This is a genomic window from Lysobacter sp. F60174L2 (genome assembly GCF_052547135.1).
Map to the genome: position 1 here is coordinate 173,910 of NZ_JBQWRA010000004.1, position 20,830 is coordinate 194,739.

18 protein-coding genes are annotated in these 20,830 nt (G+C 70.1%); 14 read left to right on the top strand and 4 right to left on the bottom strand.

Annotation, left to right across the window (positions count from 1 at the left end):
- The first annotated feature begins 1 nt into the window (after position 1).
- From ACT9AS_RS12760 to ACT9AS_RS12785, 6 genes are all read left to right on the top strand, one after another.
- Positions 2–772, top strand: a complete 771-nt coding sequence (locus tag ACT9AS_RS12760; RefSeq protein WP_445100529.1) for an AAA family ATPase — start codon at positions 2–4, stop codon at positions 770–772.
- Positions 769–1,440, top strand: coding sequence for a chemotaxis protein CheW (locus tag ACT9AS_RS12765; protein ID WP_445100530.1), 672 nt, complete (start codon positions 769–771; stop codon positions 1,438–1,440). The genes ACT9AS_RS12760 and ACT9AS_RS12765 overlap by 4 nt, the downstream gene beginning before the upstream one ends.
- Before the next feature lie 90 nt (positions 1,441–1,530).
- On the top strand, positions 1,531–1,821 hold the full coding sequence (locus ACT9AS_RS12770; protein WP_445100531.1) for an STAS domain-containing protein: 291 nt from the start codon (positions 1,531–1,533) through the stop codon (positions 1,819–1,821).
- Positions 1,818–2,183 (top strand): response regulator, encoded by a 366-nt coding sequence (locus ACT9AS_RS12775; protein ID WP_445100532.1) that lies wholly within the window; start codon positions 1,818–1,820, stop codon positions 2,181–2,183. Before ACT9AS_RS12770 ends, ACT9AS_RS12775 begins: the two co-directional genes overlap by 4 nt.
- A 4-nt stretch (positions 2,184–2,187) precedes the next feature.
- On the top strand, positions 2,188–4,176 hold the full coding sequence (locus tag ACT9AS_RS12780) for a chemotaxis protein CheW (protein ID WP_445100533.1): 1,989 nt from the start codon (positions 2,188–2,190) through the stop codon (positions 4,174–4,176).
- 35 nt (positions 4,177–4,211) lie between these two features.
- Positions 4,212–4,715: a chemotaxis protein CheW gene (locus ACT9AS_RS12785; protein WP_445100534.1), complete on the top strand. Its 504-nt coding sequence runs from the start codon at positions 4,212–4,214 to the stop codon at positions 4,713–4,715.
- Positions 4,716–4,997: 282 nt separating this feature from the next.
- Here ACT9AS_RS12785 and ACT9AS_RS12790 read toward each other — a convergent pair whose 3' ends face one another.
- The gene (locus ACT9AS_RS12790) at positions 4,998–5,309 is read right to left on the bottom strand and encodes a TonB family protein (RefSeq protein WP_445100535.1); all 312 of its coding nucleotides are present in this window, start codon (positions 5,307–5,309) and stop codon (positions 4,998–5,000) included.
- 190 nt (positions 5,310–5,499) lie between these two features.
- Here ACT9AS_RS12790 and ACT9AS_RS12795 point away from each other — a divergent pair, with 190 nt between their 5' ends.
- The 8 genes from ACT9AS_RS12795 to ACT9AS_RS12830 all read left to right on the top strand — a co-directional run bounded on the left by ACT9AS_RS12795 (position 5,500) and on the right by ACT9AS_RS12830 (position 17,658).
- Entirely contained in the window at positions 5,500–8,172 is a 2,673-nt protein-coding gene (locus ACT9AS_RS12795; protein ID WP_445100536.1) for a methyl-accepting chemotaxis protein, read from the top strand.
- A 202-nt stretch (positions 8,173–8,374) separates the two neighbouring features.
- Complete coding sequence (locus tag ACT9AS_RS12800) at positions 8,375–10,633, top strand: methyl-accepting chemotaxis protein (RefSeq protein WP_445100537.1); 2,259 nt, start codon at positions 8,375–8,377, stop codon at positions 10,631–10,633.
- Between the two features lie 142 nt (positions 10,634–10,775).
- Positions 10,776–12,977, top strand: coding sequence for an EAL domain-containing protein (locus ACT9AS_RS12805; RefSeq protein WP_445100538.1), 2,202 nt, complete (start codon positions 10,776–10,778; stop codon positions 12,975–12,977).
- Complete coding sequence (locus tag ACT9AS_RS12810; protein ID WP_445100539.1) at positions 12,970–13,848, top strand: CheR family methyltransferase; 879 nt, start codon at positions 12,970–12,972, stop codon at positions 13,846–13,848. Before ACT9AS_RS12805 ends, ACT9AS_RS12810 begins: the two co-directional genes overlap by 8 nt.
- Positions 13,845–14,450, top strand: coding sequence for a chemoreceptor glutamine deamidase CheD (gene cheD, locus ACT9AS_RS12815; RefSeq protein ID WP_445100540.1), 606 nt, complete (start codon positions 13,845–13,847; stop codon positions 14,448–14,450). The genes ACT9AS_RS12810 and cheD overlap by 4 nt, the downstream gene beginning before the upstream one ends.
- Positions 14,451–14,539: 89 nt before the next feature.
- On the top strand, positions 14,540–15,535 hold the full coding sequence (locus ACT9AS_RS12820; RefSeq protein ID WP_445100602.1) for a chemotaxis-specific protein-glutamate methyltransferase CheB: 996 nt from the start codon (positions 14,540–14,542) through the stop codon (positions 15,533–15,535).
- Positions 15,536–15,635: 100 nt separating this feature from the next.
- Positions 15,636–16,805 (top strand): methyl-accepting chemotaxis protein, encoded by a 1,170-nt coding sequence (locus tag ACT9AS_RS12825; protein ID WP_445100541.1) that lies wholly within the window; start codon positions 15,636–15,638, stop codon positions 16,803–16,805.
- A 64-nt stretch (positions 16,806–16,869) separates the two neighbouring features.
- Complete coding sequence (locus ACT9AS_RS12830) at positions 16,870–17,658, top strand: ATP-binding protein (protein WP_445100542.1); 789 nt, start codon at positions 16,870–16,872, stop codon at positions 17,656–17,658.
- On the opposite strand, the gene ACT9AS_RS12835 is transcribed toward ACT9AS_RS12830, so the two are convergent.
- From ACT9AS_RS12835 to ACT9AS_RS12845, 3 genes are read right to left on the bottom strand one after another with little or no spacing between them, the layout of a single operon-like run.
- Positions 17,655–18,476 (bottom strand): methyltransferase domain-containing protein, encoded by an 822-nt coding sequence (locus ACT9AS_RS12835; protein WP_445100543.1) that lies wholly within the window; start codon positions 18,474–18,476, stop codon positions 17,655–17,657. The genes ACT9AS_RS12830 and ACT9AS_RS12835 overlap by 4 nt on opposite strands.
- Positions 18,473–19,369, bottom strand: coding sequence for a TrmH family RNA methyltransferase (locus tag ACT9AS_RS12840; RefSeq protein ID WP_445100544.1), 897 nt, complete (start codon positions 19,367–19,369; stop codon positions 18,473–18,475). Before ACT9AS_RS12840 ends, ACT9AS_RS12835 begins: the two co-directional genes overlap by 4 nt.
- On the bottom strand, positions 19,305–20,801 hold the full coding sequence (locus ACT9AS_RS12845; protein ID WP_445100545.1) for an amino acid carrier protein: 1,497 nt from the start codon (positions 20,799–20,801) through the stop codon (positions 19,305–19,307). The genes ACT9AS_RS12840 and ACT9AS_RS12845 overlap by 65 nt, the downstream gene beginning before the upstream one ends.
- Positions 20,802–20,830 lie beyond the last annotated feature (29 nt).

The following is a 20,830-nucleotide window of genomic DNA, read 5'->3' on the forward strand; positions in this document are numbered from 1 at the left end:
CATGCAGACCTGGGCAATCGCCAACCAGAAGGGCGGCGTCGGCAAGACCACCACCTCGCTGTGCCTCGCGCGCGGCCTGGCCGCCGACGGCGCGCGGGTGGTGCTGATCGACCTCGATCCGCACGCTTCGCTGACCCGCGCGTTCGCGGTGCCGACCGATCCGCCGCCCGCCGGCAGCCACGACCTGTTCAACCCCGGCGGCGCCGAACTGCGCTCGCTGGCGCGCGGCACCGCCATCGACAATCTGTTGCTGGTCGCCGCGCAACCGGCACTGGCAACCCTGGAACGCCGCGGCGCGACCCAGCCCGGACTCGGCCTGTCGATCGGCCGTGCCCTGCACGCCGCGCGCGCCAACTTCGACTACGCGGTGCTCGACTGCCCGCCGACACTCGGCCTGCTGATGGTCAACGCGCTGGCCGCGGCGGACCGGCTGGTGGTGCCGACCCAGACCGACCCGCTCGCCCTGCATGGGCTGGCCGACATGCTGCGCACCGCCGCCATGGTCGAGCGCTCGCGCCGGCGCCCGCTGCCGCGCCACGTGCTGCCGACCCTGTACGACCGCCGCACCCGCTCCGGCGTGCAGAGCCTGGACCGGCTGCACGACCTGTACGAGGGCCGCGTCTGGCCCAAGGCGATCCCGATGGACACCCGCCTGCGTGACCCGTCCGTGCTGACCGCGGCCGAAGCCCCGGGCGGACGCGGCGCCGATGCCTACCGTTCCGCGCTGAACTGGCTGCTTGCGGCGATGCCGCGCCAGCAGGAGGCCGCGTGAGCACGCCCGTGGTCGACGCCTACCTGGACGAGCTGCTCTGCGAACTCCCCGCCGGCGATGCGCCGCAGGAGCCGATGGTCGATGCCGGGACCGAAGCCGTGGAATCCCCTCGCCCGCCGCTGCAGGTGGTGCCTCCCGTGGCGCCGCAACCACCCCGGATCGATCCGCCCGCCGCGCCAGCCGTCGTCCCGCCAGCCATTCCGCAAGCCATTGCTCCAGCAGCCGCGGCGCAGGCCGAACCGCGCCCACGGGCCGCCGCAAGCAGCCGCTGGCTGCGCGTCGGCATCGGCAGCGACCACTACGCCTTCGAGTTGCTGCGGGTGCAGGAAGTCGTCCGCGTCGCGCCGATCGTCGCCATGCGCGGCGCGGCACCGTCGGTGCTCGGGGTGATGAACCTGCGCGGCCGGATCGTGCCGGTGTTCGACCTCGGGCTCTGGCTCGGCGGCGCGGCCATCGTGACCACGGAGCATTCGCGGATCGTGGTGGTCGAGCGCGACGACGAGCTGATCGGGGTACTGGTCACCGTGGTCGAGAACGTCGCCACCCTCAGCCGCGAGCACGTCGAGCCGCCGCTGCTGGGCAGCGACGCCGGGGCGACGGTCGGCATCGCCCGGGTCGGCAACCAGCCCACCGTGCTGCTGGATGCGAACGCCCTGTTCCTGTCCTGAGAATCCCCGGAAAACCCGCCTGCGCCCGGCCCTCAAGTCGCCGCCGGCGCGGCCGTTAAACCTATCGACCCCCTTTCGGCCCGCGCCCCAATGAACCAACTGTCGCTGCAACCGGACCTGGGCATCGAGCACGTGGCCGAGCTGCAGGCCACGTTGTTGTCGCACCTCGATGACGAGGCGCCCCTGCAACTGGCCGGCGACCAGGTGCAGCGCGTCCATGCCGCCGGCCTGCAACTGCTGCATGCCTTCGTGCGCGACCGTGCCAACGCCGGCCGCAGCACCACCATCACCCTTGCCTCGCCGATCCTGGCCGACGCCGCGCGTTCGCTCGCGCTCGCCGCCAGCCTCGGCGTCGACACACCCACTGGAGAGCCCGCGTGAGCGCGAACCTGCTGATCGTTGACGATTCCACTTCCATGCGGCAGATGGTCGCCTTCGCGCTGTCGTCCGGCGGCTACAACGTCAAGGAGGCCGAGGACGGCCAGGCCGCGCTCGACATCGCCAAAACCGCGAAGTTCGACGCCGTGGTCACCGACGTCAACATGCCGCGGATGGACGGCATCGAGCTGATCCGCCAGCTGCGCCAGCTGCCCGACTACAAGTTCACCCCGCTGCTGATGCTGACCACCGAGTCCGGCGGCGACAAGAAGATGGAAGGCAAGGCCGCCGGCGCCACCGGCTGGCTGGTCAAGCCGTTCGACCCCGAACAGCTGCTGGCCACCGTCCGCAAGGTCCTCGGCTGACACCATGGACATCACCCAGTTCCACGCCGCGTTCTTCGAGGAGAGCCGCGAGGGCCTCGATGCGATGGAGTCCGGCCTGCTGGGACTGGAGGCCGGTGCGGGCAATGGCGCCGACACCATCAACGTGATCTTCCGCGCGGCGCACTCGATCAAGGGCGGCGCCGCCACCTTCGGCTTTGCCGCGATCAGCGACCTGACCCACCTGCTGGAGACGCTGCTCGACGAAGCCCGCGGCGGCAAGCGCACGATCGATGCCGCCGCGACCGGCGTCCTGCTGGATGCGGTCGACGTGCTGCGCGGCCTGCTCGCCGTCGCCGAACACGGCGGCCAGGTCGACGATGCCGCGCTGGCCCGCGCGCGCGAGGGACTGGACCGCATGCTCGGCAGCGATGCCGCGGCCGACGCGCCGGTTGCCGGCAACACGGCCGCCGCCGGCACCGACGGATGGCGCATCGGCTTCCGCCCGGAACCGTCGATGTTCATGAGCGGCAACGACCCGCTGCGGATCCTGCGCGAGTTGGAGAGCCACGGCCCGGTGCAGGCCACCTGCCTGGACGACCGCCTGCCGCCGTTCGCCGAACTCGATCCGTTCGAGGCCCACCTGGCCTGGGACCTCATGCTGCCGGGGAGCGTGCCGCGCGGCGTGATCGACGAGGCGTTCGCGTGGGTCGAGGACCAGTGCGAGCTGTCGATCGAGGCGATCGCGCCAGCCGCCCCGCAGGCCGCCGCCGTACCCGTCGCCGATGCCGACGCGTCCGCGGCAAGCTCGCGACCGGCCAGCGAACCCGAAACCTCGATCCGCGTCGCCGTCAACAAGGTCGACGCGCTGATCAACCTGGTCGGCGAACTGGTCATCACCCAGGCGATGCTGCGCCAGCAGTCGACCGGCCTCGACCCCAACACCCACGAAGCGCTGCTGGGCGGGCTGGAACAACTCGACCGCAACACCCGCGACCTGCAGGAAGCGGTGATGAGCGTGCGCATGCTGCCGGTGGAATTCGCCTTCAGCCGCTTCCCGCGCATGGTCCGCGACCTCGCCACGCGTCTGGACAAGAAGGTCCGGCTGAAGACCCAGGGCGAGGCGACCGAGCTCGACAAGGGCGTGATCGAGAAGATCGTCGACCCGCTGGTCCACCTGATGCGCAACGCGATCGACCACGGGCTGGAAATGCCCGACGAGCGCCGTGCCGCGGGCAAGGACGAGACCGGCACCATCAGCATGACCGCGGCCCACCAGGGCGGCCACATCATCATCGAGGTCGGCGACGACGGCAAAGGCCTTGACCGCGAGCGCATCCTGCGCAAGGCGGCCGAGCGCAACCTGCCGCTGCCGCCCGAGCCGACCGACGCGCAGGTCTGGGACCTGGTGTTCCACCCAGGCTTCTCCACCGCCGACGCGCTGACCGACCTGTCGGGCCGCGGCGTCGGCATGGACGTGGTCAAGAGCAACATCGTCGCCCTGGGCGGCCAGGTCGAGATCCGCAGCAGCAAGGGCGTCGGCACCACCGTGTCGATCCGCCTGCCGCTGACCCTGGCGATCCTCGACGGCATGTCGGTCGCGGTCGGCGACGAGGTCTTCATCCTGCCGCTGAACGTGGTGGTGGAATCGCTGCAGCCCGCCGCCGGCGAGATCCGCACCATCGCCAACGACGCCCGCGTGCTGCGCGTGCGCGACGACTACCTGCCGCTGCTGAACCTGCGCGAGCAGTACCGCCTGCCCCATTCCGGTGACGGCGCGGCCGCGGCCAATGCAGCCACGGCCGCACCGGCGCGTCCGCCGATCGCGGTGGTGGTGGAGAGCGACGGCCGCAAGCTGGCGCTGGAGGTCGACGAACTGCTCGGCCAGCAGCAGGTCGTGGTCAAGAACCTCGAAGCCAACTACCGCCGCGTGGCCGGCGTGTCGGGCGCGACCATCCTCGGCGACGGCCGGGTGGCGCTGATCGTCGACGCCGGCGGCCTGGCCCAACACCACTCCCTGCCCGCGGCCGCCTGAGCGCCGCCCGACACCGCACGACACCGAGGACCCACATGAGCAGCACCAGCCAGCAGACCCACACCCCCGGCATCGACGGCGACGGCGCCACCGACGAGTTCCTGACCTTCGCCCTGGGCGAGGAGGAATACGGCGTGGAGATCCTCAAGGTGCAGGAGATCCGCGGCTACGACGCGGTCACCCGCCTGCCCGACGCGCCCGACTACATCAAGGGCGTGATCAACCTGCGCGGCGTGATCGTGCCGGTGATCGACATGCGCCTGAAGTTCCGCCTGGCGGCCGAGTACAACGCGTTGACGGTGATGATCGTGCTCAACGTCGCCGACCGCGTGGTCGGCATCGTGGTCGACCGGGTGTCGGACGTGGTGCGCCTGTCGGGCGAGCAGGTCCGCGAAGTGCCCGAAGTCGGCGCGGCGATCGACCGCCAGTTCCTCACCGGCATCGGCACCCTGGAAGACCGGATGCTGATCCTGCTCGACATCGAGCGGCTGATGACCAGCGCCGAGATGGGCCTGGTCGCCGAAGCGATCGCGGCCTGATCCCGACGCAAGGCAGCTTCCTGCAGAATCGACCCGGCTCGCAAACGCCCGGCTAGCCCCCTGTAGGAGCGACGTAAGTCGCGAACGCCACGGCAACCGGCTATCGAAACTGGCTGACGGGTCCGGAACCCCTGGCGCGCATCCGCGTTTTCGCGCGCAGCACGATAACCGGCGCATCAGGGAATTCGCGACTTACGTCGCTCCTACAACAGCTTGCAGCCCGCAACAGGCACAAAAAAACGCGCCCCGGAGGGCGCGTTTGTCGTTCGGCTTACGCTTCGCTCAGAGCGCGAAGTCGAGCCGCACCTTGCCGCGGCCACCGCCGGGCGCGAAGTCCCACTGCTTCACCGCTGCGACGGCGGCGCGCTCGAACGTGCGGGCCGGGCGTGCGTTGAGCACCGAGACGCTCTCGACCTTGCCGCTGGCGTCGACGGTGAACTCGACTTCGACGAAACCTTCGGTGCGCGCGCGCAGCGCTTCGGTCGGGTACTCCGGCTCGACCCGCTTGATCGGCTTCAGTTCGGGATCGGCGTGGGCCGGCGCCACGAACGCCACCGCGAGTACGGCCGCGACGAGGATGGAGGGACGGGACATGGGGTGACTCCTTGAGGGGACAGCACTGGGGATGCCCGGTTCATCGGCACCGCCGGCGATAACTTTGGATCCGGGCCGCCGAAATGCGAGGTGCGTCACATTTGATCCGCGGTCGTTAAAGTTCGCGCGGCCGGCGCCGATGTCCAGTGAGTCGACCCATCGCGGGTCCCCGCCACTGCCGAGGTCCCACATGTCCAGCCGTTTTCCTTCCTCCCTGCTTGACCGTGCGATGGCGCCGGCGACGCGGTTGATGGCGCGATTGCGCTTCAGCCAGAAGGCGCTGGTGATCGGCGGCGTGTTCATGCTGACCTGCGGCCTGCTGGCCGGCATCCTGATGACCCGCGCGATCGCCGACATCAATGCCGCGCGCCAGCAGCAGGCGGCGGTCGAGGGCCTGTCGAGGCTGCACCAGTCGATGCTGGCGATGCAGCAGTACCGGCAACTGGTGACCCGCCGCGACGCCAACGACGGGATCTCCGCCGAACTGCTCTCGGCCGCCGCGGGCAACGCGTCCGACGGTCTCGCGGCGTTCGCCGAATGGGCCGGGCAGGCACTCCCCGACGCGCCGCTGCAGGAGCCGGCCAAGGCCGCCCGCACGGCCTGGGCCACGGCCAGCGCCGGCAGCGCGGACGCGACCGCGGCCGCCGAGGCGCGCGATGCGGCCGTGCTCGGCGTCCGCAACCTGATGGGCCTGGTCGCCGAGCACAGCGGCCTGGCCACCGCCGAGGACCCGGCCGTGATGTACATGGGCCGCGCGGCGTCCGAGTGGCTGCCGACCCTGGCCGAGTACACCTCGCAGCAGGGTGCCGTCGGCCTGCGCGTCCTGGGCGAGGGCGCGATCTGGGTCGAGGACCGCACCGGGCTGGCGGTCTCGCGCAACATGCAGGGCTTCCTGCGCGAGAACATCGAGGCCGAGGTCGCCACCGCCCAGGCGGCGATGCCGGAACTCGCCGACAGCATCGGCACCCAGCTCGCCACCGCGTTGTCGGCCGTCGACAAGCAGAACACCGCGATCCAGACCCACATCCTCGACGCCCCGGTGCCGGACCTGCCGGTCGCCACCATGGCCGCGCGCGACGATGCGACCCGCCTGGCGATGGAGGCGGCGCTGGTGGCGGCCAGCCGCTCGCTGGACCGCGCCGCGCGCGCCGAGATCTCCGCGCTCAAGGCCGAGGCCAACATCACCGCGCTGGTCGTGGTGCTGGTGCTGCTGCTGTCGGGCTACCTGTTCCTGGGCTTCACACGCAGCACCCGCGGCTCGCTGCAGACCATCCAGCGCGCGGCCGAGCAGATTTCCGCCGGCCAGTTCCCGCAGTCGGTCGCGGTGGACAGCCAGGACGAACTGCGCGACATCGCGGTAAGCCTTGAAGGCGCGGTCGGCACCCTGCGCGGTTTCTCCGATGCGCAGAAGAAGCTGTTCGAAGCGCACCAGGCCGGCGAGATCGACGACCGCCTCGACAACGAGGCCTTCCCCGGCTCGTTCGGCGTGATGGCCGAGGAAATCAACGCGCTGGTCGCGTCGCACATCGATGTCAACGAGCGCGTGATCGGCATCGTCGCCAGCTACGCGCGCGGCGACCTGAGCGAGGACATGGAGCGACTGCCCGGCAAGAAGGCGCAGATCACCGCGGCCATGGACGCGGTCAAGTCCGGCATGCAGGCGCTGACCGACGAGCTCAAGGGCCTGGTCGATGCCGCCGTCGAAGGCGACTTCAGCCGTCGCGGCGATGCGGAGCGGTTCGAGTTCATCTACCGCGACATGATCGAAAGCCTCAACGCGCTGATGGAAAGCGCCGACCGGGGTCTCGGCGAGGTCGGCGGCGTGCTCGCCGCGGTGGCCGATGGCGACCTCACCCGCAGCGCCGACGACGACCTGCCCGGCCAGTTCGGCGAGCTGGCGCGCAACGCCAACGTCGCGGTGCAGCACCTCGCGTCGGTGGTCGGCGAGATCCGCCAGGGCAGCAACGCGATCAGCGGCGCCGCCGGCGAGATCACCGCCGGCAACAACGACCTCTCGCAGCGCACCGAGCAGCAGGCCGCGTCGCTGGAGGAAACCGCCTCGTCGATGGAGGAACTGACCTCGACCGTGCGCCAGAACGCCGACAACGCGCGCCAGGCCAACCAGCTCGCCATCGGCGCGGCGGACGTCGCCGAACAGGGCGGCCAGGTGGTCGGCCAGGTGGTGCAGACGATGAGCGCGATCAATGATTCGTCGCGCAAGATCAGCGACATCATCGGCGTGATCGACGGCATCGCCTTCCAGACCAACATCCTGGCGCTCAACGCCGCGGTCGAGGCCGCGCGTGCGGGTGAACAGGGTCGTGGCTTCGCGGTGGTCGCCGCCGAGGTGCGCTCGCTGGCGCAGCGTTCTGCCGGCGCCGCCAAGGAGATCAAGCAGCTGATCACCGACTCGGTCGGCAAGGTCGAGGAAGGCAGCACGCTGGTCGACCAGGCCGGCAAGACCATGGGCGAGATCGTGACCAGCGTGAAGCGCGTGACCGACATCATCGCCGACATCTCGGCGGCGTCGCAGGAGCAGAGCAGCGGCATCGACCAGGTCAACCAGGCGATCCTGCAGATGGACGAAGGCACCCAGCAGAACGCCGCGCTGGTGGAGGAGGCCTCGGCCGCCGCGCGCAGCCTGGAGCAGCAGTCGACCCACCTGGTGGAGATCGTCGCCGCCTTCCACCTGGATTCGCAGGAAGCCGTGCAGACACCGCCGATCAAGATCACCCGGGTGGCCGAGCCGGCACCGCCGGTCGCGGCGCGCCGGGCGGTAGCCAAGCCGGCCAAGCAGGCCCGCAAGCCGGCCCGGAGCAACGGCGCGGCCAACGGCCAGGAGCAGCACTGGCAGGAATTCTGAGCCTCCAGCCACGTTGCAACCGAAAGGGCGCGCCGGGGAACCGGCGCGCCTTTTTCGTTCCCGCCGCGCGTGAAAACGTGCCGCCTACCACAACTCGCGAACATCCGTCACCCCGGTCGCGACAGTTCCCGCGCGCACGGCCGATACCGGGGCAACAGCGACACATGCACCCCACCGTCCCACCCTGTACCGGAGCACCTCCGTGATCGGCTTCATCCAGAACTACCGCGTCCGCAACCGCCTCGCCGTCGGCTTCGGCATCCTGCTGGCATTGCTCGTCGCACTCGGCGTGTTCGCGCTGTCGAAGATGGCCGGCATCCAGGCCCAGCTGGACGACATCGCGCTCGACAACACCGCCAAGACCACCCAGACCGAGATCATGTTCGACCGCACCGGCCAGGCGGCGATCCTGATCCGCAACATCGCGCTGATGGACGACCCGCAGTACGCGGCCGAGCAGGCCGTGGTGCTGGCGTCGCTGCGCCGCGACTACGACGCCGCGCGCGCGGAACTGGAGAAGCGTCCGCCCGACGCCGAGGGACGGGTGCTGCGCGAGCGCATCGATGCCGCCCGCGCCGTGGTCATGCCGCTGAACGACGAGGTGCTGCGGCTGGGCCAGGCCAAGCGCGATGACGACGCCAAGGCGGTGCTGCTGGAGAAGGCGGCCCCGGCCGTGGAGACGTGGCAGGGCGCGCTGCGCGAGAACCTGATCCTGCAGGCTCGCAACACGGCGCAGGCACATGCCGCGGCACTCGACAGCTACCGTGACGCCAAAACGGTGACGATCGTCATCATCGTGCTCGCGCTGCTGGTCGGGGTCGCGCTGTCCATCCTCATCACCGCCAGCCTGACCGGGCCGCTGGCCGATGCCACCCGGGTCGCCCGCCAGATCGCCGAGGGCCGGCTCGACGGGCGCATCCGCCCCAGCGGCAACGACGAACTGGCGGAACTGCTCGGCTCGATGCAGGCGATGCAGCAGGGCTTGCAGCGCTTCGCCCAGGCTCAGGGCGAGATCGCCCGACAGCACGACGTCGGCGAGATCGACTACCGCATTCCCGCAGCGGAATTCTCCGGTGCCTACGCGGAGATGGCCGAACAGATCAACACCCTGGTCGCGACCCATATCGCGGTGAAGATGCAGGTGGTCGAGATCGTCAGCGCGTATGCACGCGGCGACCTGTCGCGCGACATGGAGCGCCTGCCCGGCAAGAAGGCGCAGGTCACCGCCGCGGTCGATGCGGTCAAGAACGGCATGCAGTCGATCAACGGGCAGATCCGCGAACTGGTGGAAGCCGCGGTTGCCGGCGACTTCAGCCGGCGTGGCGACGCCGGGCGCTTCGAGTTCGTCTACCGCGAGATGATCGAGCGCCTCAACGGGCTGATGCAGACCGCCGACGGCGGACTCGGCGAGATCGGCAGGCTGCTGTCGTCGATCGCCGACGGCGACCTCGGCCAGCGCGCCGACGACGGCATGCCGGGCCAGTTCGGCCAGCTGGCCGCCGATGCCAACCGCACGGTCGAGCAGCTCGGCCGCATCGTCGGCGAGATCCGCCAGGGCAGCGACGAGATCAGCGCCGCCGCCAGCGAGATCGCCGCCGGCAACAACGACCTGTCGCAGCGCACCGAGCAGCAGGCCGCGTCGCTGGAGGAAACCGCCTCGTCGATGGAGGAACTGACCAGCACCGTCCACCAGACCGCCGACAACGCGCGCCAGGCCAGCCAGCTCGCCACCGGTGCGGCCGAGGTCGCCGTGCGCGGCGGCGAGGTGGTCGGCCGGGTGGTCGACACCATGAGCGCGATCAACGCGTCCTCGCGGCGGATCGTCGACATCATCAGCGTGATCGACGGCATCGCGTTCCAGACCAACATCCTCGCGCTCAACGCCGCGGTCGAGGCCGCGCGCGCCGGCGAGCAGGGCCGGGGCTTCGCGGTGGTCGCCTCGGAAGTGCGCTCGCTCGCGCAGCGCTCGGCCGGTGCCGCCAAGGAGATCAAGCAGCTGATCGACGACTCGGTGGAGAAGGTCGAGAGCGGCACCGAGCTGGTCGACAACGCCGGCCGGACGATGGAAGAGATCGTCGACAGCGTGAAGCGGGTGACCGACCTCATCGCCGACATCGCCGCCGCATCGCAGGAGCAGAGCGCGGGCATCGAGCAGGTCAACCAGGCGGTGCTGCAGATGGACGAAGGCACCCAGCAGAACGCCGCGCTGGTCGAGGAAGCCTCGGCCGCCGCGCGCAGCCTGGAGCAGCAGTCGACGCGACTGGTGCAGACGGTGGCGGCGTTCCGTTCCGGCGAACGCGGAATGGCGGCGGCCGTCCCGGCGGCGCGGACGGTGCCAACCCCCATAACCGCTGCGCCGATGCGCGCCCGGCCCGAACCGGCACCACGCCCTGTACCTGCCCCGGCGTCGACGCCCCGGGCGAGGGCCGTCAACGATACCGGCCAATGGCAGGAGTTCTAGCCCCGGATGCGCAGGTCGGGGCCGCCGTCGCGGCCTCGCCGCTCAAGCCAACGCCGGAACTGCCGATAACCAGATGACCGGCCGCGCTCCGATGCCAATCGGCACCGGGGCGCGGGAACCGGCCCGCCTTCGAGGAACCCACATGGCGCAACCGCTGCCGCCCGCAAAGAGCTTTGCCGAACACGCGGGTGCGCCGTGGAGCCGGATCGGCGACGACCTGCCGCATGATCCCGCACTCGGCGGCGAAGAGTTCATGGACCTGCTGTCGCTGGCCGCCTCGCTGGTCGGCGCGCCGATCGCGACACTGGCGATCGGCCAGGGTCCCGATGCGCGGCTGGTCGCGTGGCGTGGACTGGATTCCGGCAAGGCTCCCGAAAGCCCGCTGTTCCGCGAGGCGGGACCGGTCGCGCGGGCGATCGATGTACGCGCCGACCCCGTCCACAAGGACGACCCGCTGGTCACCGGTGCGCCCGGCATCCGCTTCGTGCTGTCGTTGCCGGTCAATGGCGCCGACGGGCAATGCCTGGGCGTGCTGACGGTCGCCGACACCATCGCCCGCAGGCGGCTGTCGCCAACCAGCGACCCCTTGCTGGCCCAGGTCGGCCGCCTCGCCGCGCGGCTGCTCGAACGCCACCAGCTGCAACGTCGCAACCGCATCGCCGCGCAGATCATGCAGGCCGATTTCAGCGCGGTGGTGGTGATCGATGCCGACGCCGCGGTGGTGTTCGTCAACCACGCGGCCGAGACCCTGTTCGGTGGCCGCGCGCGCGGCATGCGCGGCATGCCGGTGGAAATGCTGTTCCCGGGGCACCTGCAGTCCGACCCCGACGCGGCCCACGCCTGGCTGCATGGCAAGGCATCGTCGCCTGCCGCGCGGTTCAGCCTGCAGATCCAGTCCGGCGGCCAGCGGCGTACCGTCGAGGCGGCCCGCTGCGCCTGGCCACTCACCCAGGGCGAAGGCGTGGCGCTGGTGCTGCGCGACGTCACCGAGCAACTGCGGCAGCGCGAGGAACTGCTTCGGGTCGCCCTCAGCGATCCATTGACCGGCCTGCCCAACCGCACCGCGATGCTCGACGCGCTGGACGAGCACCTGGCCGGTGACGCGCGGATCGGCTTCGCGCTGGTGGGCCTGGACAACTTCAAGGCCGTCAACGACACCCTAGGCCACGAAACCGGCGACGCGATGCTGCACGCCGTCGCCGAGCGGCTGCAGGCCGCCTTGCCGTATGCCGGTCTGCTCGCGCGCTTCGGCGGCGACGAATTCGCGGTGCTCTGCCCCGATGCCGACCCGGACCGGTTCGGCCAGCAACTGGACGCCATGCTCCTGCAGGTCTCCGAGCCCGGCGAGTTCGGCGGCCATGCGGTCCACCTCGATGCAAGCGCGGGCCGCGCCATCCGCGAGGCCGGCGAACCGTGCACGCCGGGTGAGCTGATCGCCCGCGCCGACCTTGCGCTGTACAAGGCCAAGGCCGCCGGTGGACGCCAGTGCCGCGACTTCCATCCGGCGATGCGCGAGGAGATCAACGGACATCGCAAGCTCGACCTCGAGTTGCGGCGGGCGCACGCCAACGGCGAGTTCGAATTGCATTACCAGCCGCAGATCGACCTCGACAGCGGCCGCACCATCGGCGCCGAAGCCCTGCTGCGCTGGCGGCATCCGGAACGCGGATTGCTGCAGGCCGCCGATTTCGTCGCCGCGCTGGCGACCAGTCCGGTCGCCGCGGACGTCGGCCGCTGGGTCATCCGCCAAGCCTGCCACGATGCCAGCCGCTGGCCGAAGATCAACGGCGAGCAGCTCACCATCAGCATCAACCTGTTCCCGGTGCAGGTGAACAACGGCCAGTTGCAGCATGAGGTCGAACAGGCGCTGAGCGCCAGCGGCCTGCCGGCCGAGCGGCTCGACCTGGAGATCACCGAGATCATCGCCCTGAACCCGGGCGACGCCGCGGCACAGTCGCTCGCGGACCTGCGCTCGCGCGGCGTGCGGCTGTCGTTCGACGACTTCGGAACCGGCTATGCCTCGCTGTCGCTGCTGCAGCGCCTGCCGGTCGACCGGGTCAAGATCGACCGCTCGTTCGTGCGGGACATGCTCGCCAACGTCGGCGATGCGGCCATCGTCAAATCGATCCTGCTGATCTCGGCCAACCTCGAACTGCAGGTGATCGCCGAGGGCGTGGAGAACGACCAGCAGGCGCACCTGCTGCGCGGACTGGGCTGCCACGGCGCGCAGGGCTTCCTGTACGCGCCGGCGCTCGCCGCCGACGAATTCGGCGACTGGCTGGCCATGCACGTCGCCGGCGCGGAGACCGGGACGCGCGAGGTCGAGGTCGCCGGGCATGGCTGAGACCGCCGCACTCGCCCGCCGCCGCACCGCCGCGGCCGAGGCCGACATCCGCGATTTCAGCTTCGACGACCGCGACTTCGCGCGGGTATCGCGGCTGATCCACCAGCGTGCCGGCATCCACCTCAGCGCGCACAAGCGCGACATGGTCTACAGCCGGCTGGCGCGGCGCGTGCGTGCGCTCGGACTGGCGCATTTCCGTGACTACCTCGACGCCCTGGAAGCCGACCACGGTCCGGAGTGGGAGGCCTTCGTCAATGCGTTGACCACCAACCTCACGTCGTTCTTCCGCGAGTCGCACCACTTCGACGAACTGGTCCGCCACCTGCGCCAGCTCGATACGGACAGGATCACGATCTGGTGCAGCGCGGCCTCCACCGGCGAGGAGCCCTACTCGATCGCGATCGCCGCCTGCGAAGCATTCGATACGCTCACCCCGCCGGTGCGCATCCTCGCCACCGACATCGACACCAACGTGCTGCGCACCGCCGCCAGCGGCGTCTACGCGCTGGACCGCATCGCCGGCCTGTCGGAGCAACGCAAGCGCGCCTACTTCCAGCGCGGCAACGGCCCCAATGCCGAGCTGTGCCGCGTGCGCCCGGCGCTGCAATCGCTGGTGACGTTCCGCCAGCTCAACCTGCTCGACGTCAGCTACGGCCTGCGCGGCGGCTTCCAGGCGGTGTTCTGCCGCAACGTGATGATCTATTTCGACAAGCCGACCCAGTACGCGGTGCTGTCGCGGATGGCGCCGCTGCTGGCGCCGGGCGGGCTGCTGTTCGCCGGCCACTCGGAGAGCTTCGCGCACGCGCAGGACCTGGTGGTGCCGTGCGGCCGCACGGTGTACCGCGCGGCGCGGCCGGGGCCGGCCCGATGAGCGCGGTCGCCGCCTCCGTGCCCGTCCGTGCGGCCAATCCCGGCCGCTACTACGACAGCGCATTGCAGACCGACGCGATCAAGCTGCTGCCGGCTGACTACGTCGCCACCGGCGAGCCGGTCGCACTGGTGACCCTGCTGGGTTCGTGCGTCGCCGCCTGCCTGTACGACCCGGCCCTGAAGGTCGGCGGCATGAACCACTTCATGCTGCCCGGCGAGGACAGCAACGACATCTGCGGCCGCTACGGCGCGCACGCGATGGAACTGCTGATCAACGACCTGCTCAAGCGCGGCGCGCGGCGCCAGCGGCTGCTGGCCAAGGTGTTCGGCGGCGGCAACGTGCTCAGCGGCTTCCACGTCGACCCGATCGGAACCCGCAACGCGCGCTTCGTGCTGGAGTACCTCGCGGCCGAGCGCATCCCGGTGATGGCGCAGGACCTGGGCGACATCCATCCGCGCAAGGTCTGCTTCTTCGCCCAGACCGGCCGCACCCTGGTAAAGCGCCTGCCGGCCACCCGCGATGACGAGATCGCACGGGCCGAGCGCGCCTACCTGGGCAGCCTCGCACGCGCGCCGGTGGCCGGCAGCGTCGAACTGTTCTGATCGTGGCGGCGGCGGTGGACAACCAGCGGAGCCCGCAGCGACCGGTGCGGGTGCTCGTCATCGACGACTCGGCGCTGGTGCGCAGGATGATGACCGAACTGCTCGCGGCCGACCCCGGCATCGAGGTGGTCGGCACCGCGGCCGATCCGTTCATCGCGCGCGAGAAGATCAAGCAGCTGGCGCCCGACGTGCTCACGCTCGACGTCGAGATGCCGCGCATGGACGGGCTGACCTTCCTGCAGAACCTGATGCGGCTGCGACCGATGCCGGTGGTGATGGTGTCGTCGCTGACCGAGCGCGGCGCGGCGGTGACCCTGGACGCGCTTGCGCTCGGCGCGGTGGACTTTGTCAGCAAGCCGAAACTCGATCTCGCGCGCGGACTGGTCGAGCACGCCGCGCTGCTGCGCGAGAAGGTGCGGCAGGCGGCATCGGCCCGGGTGTGCCGGCTGGTACCCGACCGCATTCCGGTCGCATCGCAGGGACCGATGGCCTATCGCACCACCGACCGGCTGCTCGCGATCGGCGCGTCGACCGGCGGGACCGAGGCGATCCGCGCCGTGCTGGCGGCGATGCCGGCGGACGCCCCGGCAATCGTCATCGCGCAGCACATCCCCGCGGCGTTCAGCGGCAAGTTCGCCGAACGGCTCGACAGGCACAGCCGGATGACCGTGGTGGAGGCGCGCGACGACCAGCAGTTGCTCGCCGGCCACGCCTACGTCGCCCCCGGTGGCCGCCACCTGCGGGTGCGCCGTAGCGGCGCGCAGTGGCGGTGCCGGCTGGACGACGATGACGCCGTGTGCGGCCACCGGCCGAGCGTGGACGTGCTGTTCGAGTCGGTGGCCCGGCACGCCGGACGCAACGCTTCCGCGGCGCTGCTGACCGGCATGGGCGATGACGGCGCACGCGGCCTGCTGGCGTTGCGCGAGGCCGGTGCGACGACGCTGGCGCAGGACCAGGCCAGCAGCGTCATCTGGGGCATGCCGGGCGCTGCGGTCGCGTTGGATGCGGCGCAGCAGGTGGTTTCGCTCGACCGCGTTGCCGAAACGCTGCTGGCACCGCCGCGATCCGATCCCGCCTCCGTGTAGACATGCGCGGCTTGGCATTTCGTCGCGAATCCGGCCAACCCACCTCAAGCAATTCCGCCATCCGCCGTTATCGGGATTGACCGCCCCCGAGAGAGCTCAGATGGACTCCCGCGCAATGATCCGACTGGCCGCACCGCTGGTGCTTACCGCCATCCTGCTGTGTGCCGAACTGTTCGGCCTGCCCACTGCAATCCGCCTCGGCGCACTGGTTGCGATGACCGCCGCGTGGCTGGGCTTCGCCTGGTTCACCCTGCGCCCCGGCCAGGGCGCGGCGATGATCCGCGAACAGAGCCGGCTGCTGGACGAACTGCGCGATTTCGTCGGTTCCGAAGTGCAGGGCTCGCGCACCGAGATCGAACGCACCCGCGACCTGATCCGCGAGTCGGTATCCAAGCTCGGCGGCAGCTTCGAGGCGGTGAACCGCAAGTCGCGCGAGCAGAGCGAAGTGGTCGCCCGGATCATCGACCGCACCGGCCGGGACAACGGCGGCGACGTCGACATCCAGCAGTTCGCGCTGCAGGCCAGCCAGAAGATGGAGCAACTGGTGGAAGCACTGGAGGCCGTGGCCGGCCAGAGCGGCACCACGGTGACCCACATCGACGCGATGGCCGAGCACCTCGACGGCATCTTCGCGCTGCTGGAAGACGTCAAGTCGATCGCCGACCAGACCAACCTGCTCGCGCTCAACGCCGCGATCGAGGCCGCGCGCGCCGGCGAGGCCGGCCGCGGGTTCGCGGTGGTCGCCGACGAGGTGCGCAACCTGTCGGAGCGCTCGACCGCGTTCAACGAGCAGATCCGCAAGCTCGCGCACAGCTCGAAGGACGCGATCGCCAAGGTCCGCGACACCGTCACCACGATGGCCTCGCGCGACCTCGACCGCTCCCGCGGCGCACGCGCCGAAGCCGCGGCGATGCTGGAGCGCGTCGACGGCATCAACCGCGGCCTCGGCAACGGCATGCGCGAGATCGCCGACTGCGGCCGCGCGATCGACGGCTCGGTGGCCGAGGCCGTGCGCTCGCTGCAGTTCGAGGACATCGCCACCCAGGCCCTCGGCGCGGCGACGTTGCACCTGGAGCGCCTGAGCGCGATCAACACCGAAGCGACCGCGCTGCACGAACTGCTGCATCGCGACCATCACGACGGCGAGGTGCAGGCCGCGCTGAAGCGCCTGGTCCAGCGCATCGGCCAGATGCGCAGCGAATGGGAGCGGCCGCCGCACAAGCCGGTGATGCAGCAATCAATGGACGCCGGCAGCGTGGAACTGTTCTGACCCGCCGATCGCCCAATCTCCTCCCCGCCCCAGTGGCGGGGATTTTTTTGACACACTGGACTCCATGCCGCTTACGTCGTCCCTGCTGCTGATGGCCCTGATCGCACTGGTTGCGGCGCTGGCCGGTGCCGCCATCTGCTACGAGGTGGTCTGCCGTCGCACGGCGCGCGGCAACGAACAGACCGTGCGCCAGCAGAAGGCCGAGCTGCAGGCGATGACCCGCCGCATCATCCGCCTGCAGGAGGACGAACGCAGCGCCTTGTCGCGTGAGCTGCACGACGACATCGGCCAGGCGATCACCGCCATCAAGCTGTGCGCGCAGGCGCTGGACGACGAGGACGACGCGCGGCGCGGCGCCACCGTCGCCGAGATCTCGGACATCGCCGACCAGACCGTGATCAAGCTGCGCAACCTGTCGCTGCTGCTGCGGCCACCGCAGCTCGATGCCCTCGGGCTGGAGTCCGCGTTGCGCTGGCAGGCCGGGACGCTGTTCCGCAACAACGCGCCGGAACTGGTGCTGTCGCTGCAGCCGTTGCCGCAGCGCCCCGCGCCCGGGGTCGAACTCGCCTGCTTCCGGATCGCACAGGAAGCACTGACCAACGTCATCCGCCATGCCAACGCGAGCCGGGTGGAAGTAGCGCTGGCGATCGCCGGCGACGTGCTGGAGCTGCGGGTCGAGGACAACGGCGCCGGCTTCGACCCCCGCCGCACCCAGGGCCTCGGCCTGGTGACGATGCGCGAACGCGCCGAGCAACTGGGCGGCACGCTGGAAATGCGCCGCGGCAGCCACGGCGGGACCTGTGTCTGCGCCCGGCTGCCGATGGCACCGGCCGCGACGAAGGTTGATTCCTAGCGCCTCGCCCGCAGCACCCACTGGCCTTGCGGTAACCCCCTGGCGGGATCGTGGACCCGACATGCGACGGCATCGGTGAAGCCGATTTCTTCCATTAGCGGCAGCAGGTCCCATCCGAAGTGGTGGAAGCAGATCACTCCGCCGCTCAGCGGATCGCCATGGTATTCCGGCTCACCGAGATGCGTAACCTCTCCATCCGAATCCAGCCATGCGATCTGTCGACTGACGGGATCGTGGTCGTGGAACGGAATGGTCAGCACGAACATGCCACCCGGCCTGAGTACCCGGAAGAACTCACGTAAGGCCTTCGGGTAATCCGGAACATGCTCGAGCACATCGAGGCTCACGATCGCATCCAGGCTTTTGTCGGCAAACCGCAGCGCCGTGACGTCCTCGCATCGCAGCCAGGCCGGAACACCGTGGCGCCAGAGCCATGCCGTCAGCCGAAGCCGCTGGCGGAGAGCGACGCCATACTCGCTCCCCAGCAGCCGACCGACGTGCCGGCGCAGCCCGAGATAGAACACGCTCGCCTGCTCCGTGCAGTAAACCCGGGCCCGCTCTGGATGTCGCAGTCCCTCCAGCAACACGGCGGCCGCGGCGCGCTGCCGCGAGTTGTTGCCGCAGCGTCCGCACTGCAGTGACTCGCGAAGCACCGGCGCATCCAGGCCATCGAACACGCTATCGGAACCGCAGACATCGCAGTGGCCACGCAGCGGTGCAGCGGCTGCGGCAACGGCTTGCGCATCCTGATGGTGCAGTCTGCCCGCTACCGGCTGCCAATCGGCGTGGCGGTGCCAGCAAGCAATCGCATCACTCATGGTGTCCGCCACCACGCCGCCAGCAGCACCGCGGTGGCCGAAGCGACGTTGAGGCTCTCGACCGCGCCGCTGCCGGGGATCGACAACTGCAGGTCGCATTCGGCGGCCAGGCCGCGGTCCATGCCTTCGCCCTCGGCACCGAGGACGTAGACCAGCCGCTCGGGCAGGGCGGCGGCGAACAGGTCGTCGCCGCCGTCGACCACCGTGGCGGCGAGGCTGAAGCCGGCCTCGCGCAACCGTGCCAACGACGCCGGGTTGTCGTCGAGGCGCACCATCGGCACCGCTTCCGCGCCACCCTCCGCGACGCGCGCCGCCGCGCCGGACAGCGCCAGCGTCGAATCACGCGGCAACAGGATCGCGGCGACGCCGAAATGCGCGGCCGAACGCAGGATCGCCCCGAGGTTGTGCGGGTTGCCGACGCCGTCCAGCCAGATCGCGCATTGCGGGCCGGACGGCAACGCGTCCAGCCAGTCGGCCAGTACCAGCGGCGGCTCGCGCAACACGTCGGCCACCACGCCCTCGTGATGGGAGCTGGCGGCCAGCTTGCGCAGGTCTTCATCCTCGACCACGCGATAGCCCACACGGTTGGCCGCGCACCATTTCAGCAACGGCTGCAGCACCGGGATGCGGGCCTCGCCGAGATACAGCTTCCTGATCGCATCGGGTCGGCGGCGGAATACCGCGGACACGGCGTTGACGCCGTACAGCCGCAGCTCGCGCGCCGACGCTGCCGCAGCAGCGGGCGGGGCACCTGCGCCCGACCGCGGAACGGATTCCCGCGGCGGTGGCCGGCTGCCGGAACGCCGACCCCGCCCGCCAGCCCAGGGATCAACGGCCATCGCCACCGGTCCGGGGCAGGTCGGGTTCGGGCAGGTCGGGCTCAAGCCCGGCATCGCGCCGTTCCCAGTACTGCGCGTTGCGGATACCCAGCGCGCGTGGATCGAAATCGTAATCCACCACTTTCGCCTTCTTCTGCCGCTCGTAGTCACGCAGCGCCAGCAGCGCCGGCTTCTGCAGGATCACGATCGCGACCAGGTTGAGCCAGGCCATCAGACCGACGCCGATATCGCCCAGCGCCCAGGCGCCGCCGGTGGTGCGCAGCACGCCGACGAACACCGCGCCGATGATGGTCAGCCGCAGCAGCAGGACCAGCCACGGCCGGTGCACCTTGCGGTTGATGTAGGTGACGTTGGTCTCGGCCATGTAGTAGTAGGCCACCACCGTGGTGAACACGAAGAACAGCAGCGCCACCGCCACGAAGCCCGCGCCCCATCCGGGAAGCACGCTGTCGACCGCCGCCTGCGAGAAGTCCGGCCCGGCGACCGCGCCCTGCAGCCCCTCGAACAGGAAACCGCCGTCCGGGTTGGCGACGTTGTACATGCCGGTACCGAGGATCATGAACGCGGTCGCGCTGCACACCAGCAGCGTGTCGACGTAGACCGAGAACGCCTGCACGAAACCCTGCTGCGCCGGGTGCTGGACCTCGGCCGCCGCCGCCGCGTGCGGGCCGGTGCCCTGTCCGGCCTCGTTGGAGTAGATACCACGCTTGACGCCCCACTCGATCGCGAGCCCGAGCATCGCGCCGAACCCGGCGTGCACGCCGAACGCGCTCTCGAAGATCAGCGCGAACATGTCGACCACGTTCTCCGGATTCAGCACCATGATGACGAACGCGACCAGGATGTAGGCGACCGCCATGAACGGCACCACCACCTCGGCGAAGGTGGCGATGCGCTTGACCCCGCCGAAGATGATCAGCGCCAGCGCAATCGCAATCCCCGACGCGATCAGCAGCGGCGGCACCCCGAAGGCGTTCGCCATCCCTGTCGCCAGGGTGTTGACCTGCACCACCGGCAGCAGGAAGCCGCAGGCGATGATGGTGACCACGGCGAACAGCCACGCGTACCACTTCTGCCCCATCGCCTTTTCGATGTAGTAGGCCGGCCCGCCGCGGTAGCGCCCTTGCGGGTCCTTCTCCTTGTAGATCTGCGCCAGAGTGCATTCGATGTACGAGGTCGAGGCGCCGAGGAACGCCATCACCCACATCCAGAACACCGCGCCGGGGCCGCCGAACGCGATGGCGGTGGCGACGCCGGCGATATTGCCGGTGCCGACGCGCCCGGCCAGCGACATCGCCAACGCCTGGAACGACGACACGCCGGCAGTCGATGACTTGTTGTTGAGCATCAGCCGGAGCATTTCCGGCACGCCGCGCACCTGCATGAAGCGGGTCCGGAACGAAAAGTACAGACCCAGTCCGAGGCACAGCGCGACAAGCGCCATGCTCCAGATGATGTCGTTGAGCGAGGTGATCAGGGCTTCCACGGGGCGGTGTTCCTCGGAGCGGGCAACAA

Excerpts from the sequence above, each read along its gene's own strand:
- ACT9AS_RS12820 (WP_445100602.1), top strand. The coding sequence starts at position 14,540 with ATGACCGAACTGCTCGCGGCCGACCCCGGCATCGAGGTGGTCGGCACC.
- cheD (WP_445100540.1), top strand. The coding sequence starts at position 13,845 with ATGAGCGCGGTCGCCGCCTCCGTGCCCGTCCGTGCGGCCAATCCCGGC.
- ACT9AS_RS12760 (WP_445100529.1), top strand. The coding sequence starts at position 2 with ATGCAGACCTGGGCAATCGCCAACCAGAAGGGCGGCGTCGGCAAGACC.
- ACT9AS_RS12770 (WP_445100531.1), top strand. The coding sequence starts at position 1,531 with ATGAACCAACTGTCGCTGCAACCGGACCTGGGCATCGAGCACGTGGCC.
- ACT9AS_RS12780 (WP_445100533.1), top strand. The coding sequence starts at position 2,188 with ATGGACATCACCCAGTTCCACGCCGCGTTCTTCGAGGAGAGCCGCGAG.
- ACT9AS_RS12810 (WP_445100539.1), top strand. The coding sequence starts at position 12,970 with ATGGCTGAGACCGCCGCACTCGCCCGCCGCCGCACCGCCGCGGCCGAG.
- ACT9AS_RS12840 (WP_445100544.1), bottom strand. The coding sequence starts at position 19,369 with ATGCCGGGCTTGAGCCCGACCTGCCCGAACCCGACCTGCCCCGGACCG.
- ACT9AS_RS12825 (WP_445100541.1), top strand. The coding sequence starts at position 15,636 with ATGGACTCCCGCGCAATGATCCGACTGGCCGCACCGCTGGTGCTTACC.
- ACT9AS_RS12830 (WP_445100542.1), top strand. The coding sequence starts at position 16,870 with ATGCCGCTTACGTCGTCCCTGCTGCTGATGGCCCTGATCGCACTGGTT.
- ACT9AS_RS12835 (WP_445100543.1), bottom strand. The coding sequence starts at position 18,476 with ATGAGTGATGCGATTGCTTGCTGGCACCGCCACGCCGATTGGCAGCCG.
- ACT9AS_RS12785 (WP_445100534.1), top strand. The coding sequence starts at position 4,212 with ATGAGCAGCACCAGCCAGCAGACCCACACCCCCGGCATCGACGGCGAC.
- ACT9AS_RS12795 (WP_445100536.1), top strand. The coding sequence starts at position 5,500 with ATGTCCAGCCGTTTTCCTTCCTCCCTGCTTGACCGTGCGATGGCGCCG.
- ACT9AS_RS12790 (WP_445100535.1), bottom strand. The coding sequence starts at position 5,309 with ATGTCCCGTCCCTCCATCCTCGTCGCGGCCGTACTCGCGGTGGCGTTC.
- ACT9AS_RS12805 (WP_445100538.1), top strand. The coding sequence starts at position 10,776 with ATGGCGCAACCGCTGCCGCCCGCAAAGAGCTTTGCCGAACACGCGGGT.